Origin of the sequence: Brevundimonas diminuta ATCC 11568 (assembly GCF_000204035.1) — a bacterium.
GTDB classification, from domain to species: Bacteria; Pseudomonadota; Alphaproteobacteria; order Caulobacterales; family Caulobacteraceae; genus Brevundimonas; species Brevundimonas diminuta.
The window spans coordinates 626,119-635,787 of sequence record NZ_GL883084.1; the positions used below are offsets into that span (position 1 = coordinate 626,119).

17 protein-coding genes, 1 tRNA gene and 1 pseudogene are annotated in these 9,669 nt (G+C 64.0%); 17 read left to right on the plus strand and 2 right to left on the minus strand.

Annotated elements, in window-relative coordinates; translation table 11 throughout:
• Nucleotide 1: 1 nt before the first annotated feature.
• From BDIM_RS03215 to BDIM_RS03295, 17 genes and pseudogenes are all read left to right on the plus strand, one after another.
• Nucleotides 2-784 (plus strand): DUF5131 family protein, encoded by a 783-nt coding sequence (locus tag BDIM_RS03215; protein ID WP_003164138.1) that lies wholly within the window; start codon nt 2-4, stop codon nt 782-784.
• A complete protein-coding gene (locus BDIM_RS03220) occupies nt 781-969 on the plus strand; it encodes a hypothetical protein (RefSeq protein ID WP_003164139.1) in 189 nt (62 codons plus the stop codon). The genes BDIM_RS03215 and BDIM_RS03220 overlap by 4 nt, the downstream gene beginning before the upstream one ends.
• Nucleotides 966-1,679: a DNA cytosine methyltransferase gene (locus BDIM_RS03225; protein ID WP_003164140.1), complete on the plus strand. Its 714-nt coding sequence runs from the start codon at nt 966-968 to the stop codon at nt 1,677-1,679. The genes BDIM_RS03220 and BDIM_RS03225 overlap by 4 nt, the downstream gene beginning before the upstream one ends.
• Complete coding sequence (locus tag BDIM_RS03230) at nt 1,676-2,005, plus strand: hypothetical protein (RefSeq protein WP_003164141.1); 330 nt, start codon at nt 1,676-1,678, stop codon at nt 2,003-2,005. Before BDIM_RS03225 ends, BDIM_RS03230 begins: the two co-directional genes overlap by 4 nt.
• Nucleotides 2,002-3,120, plus strand: coding sequence for a DNA cytosine methyltransferase (locus BDIM_RS17010; protein WP_081461823.1), 1,119 nt, complete (start codon nt 2,002-2,004; stop codon nt 3,118-3,120). The genes BDIM_RS03230 and BDIM_RS17010 overlap by 4 nt, the downstream gene beginning before the upstream one ends.
• Nucleotides 3,117-3,608: a hypothetical protein gene (locus tag BDIM_RS03240; protein WP_088491804.1), complete on the plus strand. Its 492-nt coding sequence runs from the start codon at nt 3,117-3,119 to the stop codon at nt 3,606-3,608. The genes BDIM_RS17010 and BDIM_RS03240 overlap by 4 nt, the downstream gene beginning before the upstream one ends.
• Nucleotides 3,605-3,838 carry a BrxR family helix-turn-helix transcriptional regulator gene (locus BDIM_RS03245; protein ID WP_040344656.1) on the plus strand — a complete coding sequence of 78 codons (234 nt, stop codon included), beginning with the start codon at nt 3,605-3,607 and terminating at the stop codon, nt 3,836-3,838. Before BDIM_RS03240 ends, BDIM_RS03245 begins: the two co-directional genes overlap by 4 nt.
• A complete protein-coding gene (locus tag BDIM_RS03250) occupies nt 3,838-4,167 on the plus strand; it encodes a hypothetical protein (RefSeq protein ID WP_003164145.1) in 330 nt (109 codons plus the stop codon). The genes BDIM_RS03245 and BDIM_RS03250 overlap by 1 nt, the downstream gene beginning before the upstream one ends.
• The gene (locus tag BDIM_RS03255; RefSeq protein ID WP_003164146.1) at nt 4,167-4,430 is read left to right on the plus strand and encodes a hypothetical protein; all 264 of its coding nucleotides are present in this window, start codon (nt 4,167-4,169) and stop codon (nt 4,428-4,430) included. Before BDIM_RS03250 ends, BDIM_RS03255 begins: the two co-directional genes overlap by 1 nt.
• Complete coding sequence (locus tag BDIM_RS03260) at nt 4,427-4,663, plus strand: hypothetical protein (protein WP_143276842.1); 237 nt, start codon at nt 4,427-4,429, stop codon at nt 4,661-4,663. Before BDIM_RS03255 ends, BDIM_RS03260 begins: the two co-directional genes overlap by 4 nt.
• Entirely contained in the window at nt 4,660-5,346 is a 687-nt protein-coding gene (locus BDIM_RS17800; RefSeq protein ID WP_003164148.1) for a hypothetical protein, read from the plus strand. Before BDIM_RS03260 ends, BDIM_RS17800 begins: the two co-directional genes overlap by 4 nt.
• A 109-nt stretch (nt 5,347-5,455) precedes the next feature.
• A pseudogene (locus BDIM_RS18670) lies at nt 5,456-5,602 on the plus strand (HNH endonuclease signature motif containing protein); the annotation flags it as partial.
• Nucleotides 5,603-5,608: 6 nt separating this feature from the next.
• Nucleotides 5,609-5,785, plus strand: coding sequence for a hypothetical protein (locus BDIM_RS18360; RefSeq protein ID WP_003164149.1), 177 nt, complete (start codon nt 5,609-5,611; stop codon nt 5,783-5,785).
• Nucleotides 5,782-6,420, plus strand: a complete 639-nt coding sequence (locus BDIM_RS03275; protein WP_003164150.1) for a hypothetical protein — start codon at nt 5,782-5,784, stop codon at nt 6,418-6,420. The genes BDIM_RS18360 and BDIM_RS03275 overlap by 4 nt, the downstream gene beginning before the upstream one ends.
• A complete protein-coding gene (locus tag BDIM_RS03280) occupies nt 6,417-6,638 on the plus strand; it encodes a hypothetical protein (RefSeq protein WP_003164151.1) in 222 nt (73 codons plus the stop codon). Before BDIM_RS03275 ends, BDIM_RS03280 begins: the two co-directional genes overlap by 4 nt.
• Nucleotides 6,639-6,747: 109 nt before the next feature.
• Nucleotides 6,748-7,218 (plus strand): hypothetical protein, encoded by a 471-nt coding sequence (locus BDIM_RS03285; RefSeq protein WP_040344658.1) that lies wholly within the window; start codon nt 6,748-6,750, stop codon nt 7,216-7,218.
• A gap of 251 nt (nt 7,219-7,469) precedes the next feature.
• Complete coding sequence (locus BDIM_RS03295; RefSeq protein WP_003164155.1) at nt 7,470-8,594, plus strand: tyrosine-type recombinase/integrase; 1,125 nt, start codon at nt 7,470-7,472, stop codon at nt 8,592-8,594.
• Nucleotides 8,595-8,649: 55 nt separating this feature from the next.
• Here the strand turns inward: BDIM_RS03295 and BDIM_RS03300 are convergent.
• Nucleotides 8,650-8,724: transfer RNA gene (locus BDIM_RS03300), tRNA-Gly, on the minus strand.
• A 97-nt stretch (nt 8,725-8,821) separates the two neighbouring features.
• The coding region (locus BDIM_RS03305; RefSeq protein WP_155818588.1) for a TraB/GumN family protein at nt 8,822-9,669 on the minus strand (848 nt) is incomplete at its 5' end.

The window sequence follows — 9,669 nt, forward strand, 5'->3', positions numbered from 1 at the left end:
GATGGGGGAGATCACCGCAATCGAATGGTGCGACCACACGTTCAATCCGTGGATTGGCTGCACCAAGGTCAGCCCGGCATGCGATCATTGCTACGCCGAGGCGCTGATGGATACGCGCTACGGTCGCGCGCGCTGGGGCGCTGGCGAGGACCGGGTACGCACCGGAGTTGCCAACTGGCAGCAGCCGCGCCGCTGGGACCGCCAGGCAGCGAAGGACGGGACGCGCCCGTTCGTGTTCTGCGCCTCTCTGGCCGATGTGTTCGACAACGAGGTCGAGCCCCTGTGGCGCCGCGACCTGTTCAAGCTGATCGAAGAGACGCCGAACCTCGTCTGGCTTCTGCTGACCAAGCGCATCGGCAACGTCCTGAAGATGACGGATCCCATGCGAGACGGGGTATGCCTGCCGCGTAACGTCGCCATCGGTGCTACCATGGTCACGCAGGAGGAATACGACCGCGACCGGATGAAGTTGTGGGAAGTGAAGCAGAGCCTGGAGCCGCTTTTCACCTTCGGATCGTTCGAACCACTGTTGGGCCGGATCACGCTCGACTGTCACGCGCCTGATTGGATCATCGTTGGCGGCGAGAGCGGACGCGAGGCCCGCACCATGGACGCGGAATGGGCGCGCTACCTGAAGCGCCAGTCCGCTGATCTTGGCCGCGTCTTCAACTTCAAGCAGATGGGCGGCCGCTCATCCGACAAGGGCGGTCACACGCTGGACGGAGAGACGTATTTCGCACGGCCTGTCGTTGCCCTCGCCAAGCCCCAACAGGTGCAGCCATGACCGCCCCCGAAGTGCTGGAGGATGGGGCGGTGGATTACGCCGCACTGGCTAAGATCGGCTACGAGGCGTCCTGCAACAAGAAGTGGGAGTGGGCTTCGCGCGGCTGTCAGATCGGGTGGACCGACGCCGTAAAAGCCATCGTCTCCGCCCTCCGCCAAGCCTACATCCGTGGGGGTGAGGCATGATCCGCATTGCTGATCTCTACAGTTGCGCGGGTGGCGCTGGCTATGGGTTTAAGCTGGCTGGCGCACACGTGACCGGCTTCGATATTAAGCCGCAGCCCCGATATGCTGGCGACGCCTTTGAGCAGCGTGACGTTCTGGCGATCTCAGCCGAGGAACTGCGCGAACGGTTCGACTTCATCCACGCCAGCCCGAAATGCCAAGGGCTGACGGAGCTGAACAACGACAAAAGCCGTCATCCGAACCAGATCCCCGCGACGCGCGCGCTGCTACTTGCGACGGGCCTCCCTTACACGATCGAGAATGTCCGCGCGGCCCGCCGTCACCTCATCGAGCCGGTTTCCCTCTTCGGCACCATGTTCGGTTGCCAGATGGTCACGAGCGCAGGCGAGACGTTTGTCCTTTCGCGCCATCGTCTGTTCGAGGCGAACTGGCCCCTCGTGGCACCGGAAGATCCTGGACCGGAAGGCAGGCCTATCGCCAATGTCTTCGGAGGACATCTGCGCGCGCGGTCGGGTAAGTATCGAACTGGCGGCAGCACTGGCCGAACCGTCGATTTCCCCGGCGAGGACCGGCCAGCCCTGGCGCGACAGTTGATGGGGATGCCGTGGGCAACGATGGCGGAACTGTCTGAGGCCGTGCCGCCTGCCTTCACCCGTTACATCGGTCGCCAGCTAATGGCCCACCTTCAGCCGCAGAGGAACGCGGCATGAGCGGGGTGAAGCATACGCCGTGGGAACACCCCGGCACCAAACTCTACGCCGTCTTTAATGGTCACTACTGGGACGTGTGCGTCGGACCGAACGAGTTCAGCCACACCGTTGGCTCTTGTCATCGGAACCGCCCTCTCGGCTACGACCTGGATGGCGCTGAGCGCTACGCCCGCCTGTTCGCCGCCGCGCCTGATCTGCTGGAGGCGTTGGAATGGCTGGTCGAGACGAGCGGCGATCCCGACAGCGCGCATCTTGGCCGCGCTCGCGACAACGCCACTTCGGTCATCGCCCGCGCCCGTGGTGAGCAGGACGGGGGTGGGGAATGAAAGTCCTCGACCTGTTCAGCGCCGCTGCCGGCGGTTGGTCGCTCGGCCTGCATCGTGCCGGGTTCGAAACCGTGGCCGCCTGCGAATGGATCGACTGGCGCCGCGCCCTCTATGCCGAGAACAATCCCGGAGTCCTGATCTATGACGACGTCCGCACGCTCACGGCGGATCGACTGCGAGCCGACCTTGGAGCTCTTCCCGACATCATCGTTGGGTCGCCTCCCTGCCAGGACATCAGCAGCGCCAACACCAAGGGCAAGGGCGTCGACGGCGAGCGGTCGGGCCTCTTCTTCGAAGCCATCCGCATCATCGGAGAGGTCCGCCCTCGTTGGATCGCTCTTGAGAACAGCGCTAATCTCCGAACTCGGGGCGCTGACGCCGTCCTCACTGCACTGGAAGACCGCGACTACGCCTGCTGGGCGACCGTGGTTCGTGCTGGCGACATCGGCGCCAACCATGAGCGTCCCCGATCGTGGATCATCGGGTGCGATGTCGAACAGCTTGCCGACGCCCCGGAAATCGGATGCGCACCATGGGCCGGAGATCACCAAGGCGAACACGCCTGGCTCAACGGGCGTCTCGCTGGTCACGACAATGGCGATGGGAATCCTCTCCATGCCTCGCGCCTCGGACGTGAAGGCAGGCGGTCACGGCGATACGGGCCGAATGGGGACGGTGCGACATCAGTTGCAGGTAGCGCAGGAAGCCCTGCCCACACCGACCAAGCGGGACAAGCGGATGGACCGCTGGTCGCCAGCCTACGACAGACGGAAGTCGCCGACGATGGACGCGGTGCTGGACGGCGCGCAGACGGGCAAGGCGTCCGACAAGTGGGCTTACGCCCGGCAGATCGCCTCGCTGCTTTCCAGCACCGGGCTGACTGGTCCCTCGATGACCTTGCCCGTCACATACGGCTGGATGATGGGCTACCCGCCTGGCTGGCTGAGCAACGCATTGCGGTCGGCGGTCCTCGCGGAACGTCTGCCGCTAGCCTCGTCGTCGAAGCGTTCGGCGACGCCGTCATCCCGCAAATCACCGAAGCCATAGGCCGAGCCATCCTCCGCGTTGAAGCGGCGATGGCGGCGGTCGCGCGTCCGGAAAGGATCGCAGCATGACCACCCCTCGCGTTACCGTGCCGGTTGACATGAAGTGCTCCAAATGCGGAGCGCGATCCGGCGATGACTGGGAGCAGTGTTTCGGCAGTTGCCCGATGCCGGGCTCACCTCACTACTCCGCAGCCCCCGCGCCGGAAGGCGGGGCGGTGAAGGGGCCGGGCGATTACACGATGTGCATTGCCGAGCCTCAAACATTCGAGAGGTTCCCCGCTCTGGCGTCTCACATTGAGCGCATGGCTGTCGGTCGCTCGGTCGGCTCGCTTATTGAATGGGACGCCTTTCTGCGCGAGCTGAACGCCGCCCTCGCCGCCCGCGAGGATGCGCAGCCGGTGGCTTGGACGGATCAGGAAAACATGGACGTTCTTCAACGTGGGCGCGGTGCTGCAACCATGTGGCCTACCGATCACGGAAAGACCACACCGTTCGCTCTCTACACCCACTCCGCCCCCGACGCGCTGCAAGCCGAACAGAAAGGCGGTGCGGCGTGAGCGCGTGGTTCAAGGATCGGCGGCAAGAGTTCATTGCCGCGACGCTCCGCCAGTTCGGACAAGTCCGGCGCTCTGACCTGGTGCGGGAGTTCGGCATTTCGCAGCAACTGGCAAGCGCGGACATTGCGACATTCCTCGCTTCTGAGGCGCCGCGCGTTCGATACGACGTGAGCGCCAAAACCTATGTCCTGGAAGACGACCTGGAAGCCGAACAGAAAGGCGGTGCGTGATGGGCGGGGAACAGCGCTGCTTCGACAGGCGAGGTATTCCGATTGAGCGCGGGGACATCGTGAAGGTGTTCCATTTCACCGGAGCGCGCCGAAAACGGCACTACATGTTCAAGCAATGCCTCGGGCTGAGCCGCTACCCGTCATCTCCCAAGGGATGGTCTGGCGTCTTCTTCTCGCACCTGAACTTCCGCGAGATCGGTGACCGCGACAACGGGCCGTATCACGAGACGCCAGGTGCATTTCTTTCCGATTACGAAATCGTCCAGTCGATCAAATGCGACCACGATGATCGTGACCGGCACCTGCAAGCCGAACAGGGGGCGAAGTGATGGCCGAACCCGAATACGAATACGACGACCGCGACGAAGGCGTGATCTGCCCGCGCTGCATGGGCGATGGGTCGGTGTCCTGCCATTGCGGCGGCGACCTGTGCGTCTGCGACAACTACGGCGAGCGCGATTGTCCGGTGTGCTTTGGCGATGGCGACGTATCGCGTGAGCGCGAGGCCCAATACCTCAGGGCCGAAGGCGAGGCGATGGCGGCCATCCGCGCGGCTTGGCCCACCCCCTCGGATAAGGAGGGCGGGGAGTGAGCGCGCCAGACATGACCGAACGGGAGCGGTGGGCCGAGGGCGAGGCGCGTCAGTTCGATAAAACTGCGGAAGCCATTCGCGCGAGCGGAGAAAGGTGGAGGACCATGAGCCCAAGCGCAGAAGCCATGAACATGGCCCAGGTCTGCTTCCTGAAGGCCGAGGCGTGGTCTGATGCCGCCATGTCCCTTCGCAAGCCGTATTTCGCGCGCCTCGAAAGGGAGCAACCTCAATGACCCACCCCCTCACCCCGCGCGAGAAGGTGGCGGAGATTGTCGATCCGCTGGTGTTCGAGTTGGCGGCCGCACTGGACAACGCTGAAGGCGAGCCTGCCGCGTTACGGCGCGACGCTACCGAGATGCGCGACATGCGGATGAGAGAGGCGTTCTCCAAAGCCGACGCCATCCTCACCGCCCTAGCATCCGGCTCCGGCGATCATGCGGAACTGGCGAGAGACCTCCGAGCATTTGAAGGTAGTGATGACCTGGGCAATGGCGACTTCACCGTCTGCGAATTTGCAGCTGACGCACTAGAAGCCCTCCTCGCAGAGAACGCGGCGCGGCGGGCTGAAAACGATGTGCTGGAAGTCGAGCGCATTGGTCTGCGGTCTGCGATCTTCGGCAGTCACGACTACGATCCCGGCCTTCGACACGTCAGCTTCATCGAGATGGCGCGCACGACCGAAGATGCTCGCCGAGGTGCCGTCGCCCGAGCCACCGAAGCAGAGCGCAAGCTGGCTGAGGCTGACAAGGCGTTAGAACTCGCAGCGATCCGGCTCGATGAAATCTATGAAGCCGCCGAGGTTGATGACGTCGCGTATCGAAACGAGGCGACTATCCACTCCATCAACGGCCTTGCAGGTGTGGCCCAAGCCGAAATCCGCACCTTCCTATCCAGCAAGGAGGCCGAACGTGGGTGAGGGTGTAACCACCAAGATGCGCCATCGGGTGCACACGGCATTCGAGGCTGATCCCAATAGCGGGTGCTGGCTGTGGACGGGGGCGATCAACGCTCACGGCTACGGCGTCATGAATAGCCGAGGCTACACTGTTTATGCGCATCGTCTGGCCTACACAGAAGCGCATGGGCCCATCGCTTCCGGCCTAGTGATCCGGCACCTATGCGACACGCGTTGCTGCGTGAATCCTCTGCACCTTCAGCCCGGAACGCATGCTGAGAACATGAGGGACAAAGCCAAGCGTGCGCTGCCGTGGCATGGCACTCGCTATCGCCGGTTCTCAGACGAGCAGCGTCAGCAGCTTGCGGCCATGGCGGGCATTCCCACCAAGCAATGCGCCCGGATCATGGGCGTCTCGCCCGACACTATTCGCAACGCGCGCCGAAAGGATCTGTCATGAATGACTACGCCGATTTGATTTGGCGGCTGGAGAACGGGGCGGATCGCTTTCTGAAGTGGACTTACAACGAGCCCTATTCCGGCGCTCCGGTCATCAGCATCCCGCGCCACCCAGACAACATCGACGCCCTCCTCACCGAAGCCGCCGCCTGCATCCGCGAGATGGTGGAGTGGAGGGACCGAACTAAAATCGCCTATGCCAAATCCAACGATCAGGTCTGTCAGTCCCTCGGAAAGGCGCTTGGCTATCCTTGGTTCAAGGACGATCAGGTAAACTTTCCTAGATCGACTGAAGCCGACGGCGTGTGTGTCGGTGAGCACGTGGCTGAGAGCATTGCCGACGAGGCGGCCAAAATAATTACCGAGACTACGCAATGGAGGGACATTTCGACGTTCACCGGCAGTGGTCAGAACGAAAGCGTCATGGTCGCCGTTCCGAATAGCGAAGGCGGGTTCATCGTCGGTGAGGCGTGGCGCTGCGTCATGGCTGAGGACGACGACTATCGAGGTCTCTCGGGATGGTGGTGGGCTGGTACAGCACCCGGCGATTACAACCACGACCCAATCCGCGACATGAACCACGGTGATCCCACCCACTGGCTCCCCCTCCCTCCAGCACCAGGAGCAGAAGCATGACCGTCATAAGCTTCAATCTGGACGATCAGGTTTCGGTCATAGAGACGGACGAAGCACCTTATCCCGGATGGGGATTCTCATGCGAGGGCGTCACCGTATCGTTCTCTAACGATGCGTGGTGGCGGCTAATCGAAAGCCTCCAGGAATGGCTAGGCGAGTGTCCGCACTGCGCCAAGCAGATCGGCTCAAAGCCGGAGGACACCACCCATGACCGCTGACCTGTCCGCCCTCATCGACGCGATAACGATCCCGGTCGGTTTGGTCGGTCTCTACTTCTGGATCAAGTTCTGCATCGCCATCATCCGCGCCAAGGCACAGGAGGGGTGAATGGCTCGATACGCCGCTGAAACATCCGTCTCCCAAGACCGCAGCCGTGCCGAGATCGAGGCGACCCTGAAGCGTTACGGCGCCACGTCGTTCATGTATGCGAGCGAGGTGACGGCGGCCATGATCGGCTTCCGCATCAAGGACCGCATGGTGAAGTTCGTCCTGCCGATGCCTGATCCGAAGTCGCGGGAGTTCACGCACACCCCCGCGCGCGGCACCCTTCGTTCGCCAGCCGAGGCCGAGAAGGCTTGGGAGCAAGCCGGGCGCCAACGCTGGCGCGCCCTCGCCCTGGTCATCAAGGCGAAGCTGGAGGCCGTCGCGGCCGGGATCACTACCATCGAAGACGAGTTCCTGGCGCACACCGTCCTGCCTGACGGATCGACCGTGGGGCAGTTCATGAAGCCCCAGCTAGCCATCGCCTATGAGCAAGGCTCGATGCCGACCACCCTTCTGCTCGGAGGGCCAGCATGACCCCGCTGATCCTGATCTGCGCCAACAACGAAGCCCGAGAGAGAGGAAGGGGGGTGTGGCAGTGAGCCGCGTTCCGACAGTCAGACGCACCGACCTGGACCGCAGCCTCGCCGCCCTGAAAGCGGCCGGGCATGAGATCGCAGGCGTCACCATCAAGCCGGGCGGCGAGGTCATGATCTTGACGGGCCAGCCCTCGACGGCCCACCAATCCGCTTCTGTGTCCGCTCTGGACGCGTGGCGGGAGCAAAGGCGTGGCCAGGGTGCGGCTTAAGGGCCTGAACCAGATCACCAAGAAGCGCGCGGACGGCTCCCGCGTGACCTACTGGTATGCATGGAAAGGCGGGCCGCGCCTTCCGGGCTCGCCTGGCTCCCCGGAGTTCATGGCGGCCTACAACGCCGCCGTGGCCGAGCGGAGGGCGCCGAAGACTGACACGCTGCGCTCGCTGGCGATCCTCTACAAGCAATCGCCCGAGTACGACGCCCTGGGCGACACCACCAAGCGAGAGTGGACGCGCTGGCTCGACGTCATCATGGACGACAGCGACGCGCCCTTGGCTATCGGCGGCCTACCCTTTGATGCGCTGGACGACCGCCGCGTGAAGGCCGAGATATTGGCCTGGCGTGACCAATGGGCCGACCGGCCCCGCAAAGCCGACTATGGGATCCAGGTGCTTTCACGGGTGCTGTCATGGGGGATGGATCGCGGCCTGCTGGCGCTCAACGCCGCGGCCGGGATCAAGCAGCTCTACACGAGCAATCGAGCCGATCAGATATGGACGGCCGAAGAGATCGAGAGATACGCCGCCGCAGCCAAATCCCCCGAGGTAGGATTCATCGTCCGGCTTGCTTGCCATACGGGCCTGCGCCGCGAGGACTTGGCCTCCCTGTGTTGGTCGCACGTCGGAGACCTCGCCATCGTCAAGGCGACGAAGAAAAGCCGTGGGAAGAAGACAGCCGTCATCCCCCTCCTGGACGACACCAAAGCCCTGCTAGAGGAAATCCGCGCTCAACAGCGCCGGCGCCATTCCGAACTGGCCGACAGCGCAGCCAAGAAGAAGCGGCCCGCTCCGGTCGAATGCCTGACGGTTCTGTCCAACACGCGCGGTAAGCCCTGGAGCCTGGACGGGCTGGAGCATCAGGTCGTGGACGCCAAGGCCGCCGCCGGGATCAACAAACACCTGCACGACGCGCGCGGGACCTTCGCCACCCGCCTCCGCAGAGCTGGTCTGACTGCCGCCGAGATCGCGGACATCCTCGGCTGGGAAGAGGATCGAGTGCAGCGCCTACTAGCGGTTTACGTCGATCGGGACAGCATCGTCATGGAGATCGCGAACCGCATCCGGCGGAACGAAACGGCGACAGATTCTCCCAACTAGCTCCCAACTGCGTCTTCCGCGTCGGGATGGAGAGGGCGTAAGTCATTGAAATGATTGGAGCGGGTAGCGAGAATCGAACTCGCGACATTCAGCTTGGGAAGCTGACGTTCTACCTCTGAACTATACCCGCGCCGCGCCGAGGCGGAGCGCGAAGATATAGGGCGCGGGGCAAAAGAAAAGGCCCGGCGAACCGGGCCTTTGGTTTTTTTGACAGAGGCCGCGACGGATCAGTCGCGGACTTCCTCGACCGTGACGCCGCGCTTGGCCAGCATGGCCTGAACGCTGTCGGCCCCCGCCAGGTGGCCGGCCCCGACCGAGATGAAGGCCGTGCCCGAGCCTTCCAGCAGGGTCACGATCTGATTGGTCCAGTCGGCGTTGCGGCGCGTCAGCATGACCTCGTACATCTCCGGCGATTCCGCCTTCATCTCCTGGCCAATCAAGACGTCCAGACCGTCCACGTCGCCGGTCGACCAGGCGCCGACCATGCGGCCCAGGAACTCCGGCGCCTGATCGAACTCCTTCAGGCCCGAGCGCAGCATGGCCAGCTGCGCCTCTTCCGACATGTCGGCGATGAAGCCGATCTGCTGGGGCATGGTTTCAAGACCCTTGATCGGCTTGCCCGTGGCGGCGGCGCGGGCGTGCAGCACCTGGTCCCCGCCGTTCTGCGGCAGATAACCGGCCTTGGTGATGCTGGCCATGGCCAGTTGAAGGGCCGCGAACCACGGGCGCAGCGGGTCCAACTGGGCGGCCGTGGCGCCGATGGAGCGGGCGGCGGCGTCGAGGTCGGCCTGTTCCTCGGCGGTCAGCAGGCTGGACAGGGGACGGTCGGGCGAGACGCCCTTGGACTGGATGATCGGCACGGCGCCCGCGACGTCGTTCAGATCGGCGATCTCGAACCAGTATTCGTCGGCGGCGGCGAAGGCGCGGTCCAGCTTGGCGCTGCCCCAGGGCGTCTCGGGCTTCAGCACATGGACGGTGCCGAACAGATAGAGGGTGGAGTCCGCATCCTTGACCACCCACAGGCGCGGACCGGACCCGGCCGGGGCGACGGCCACGGCGGCCGGATCGGCGGCGG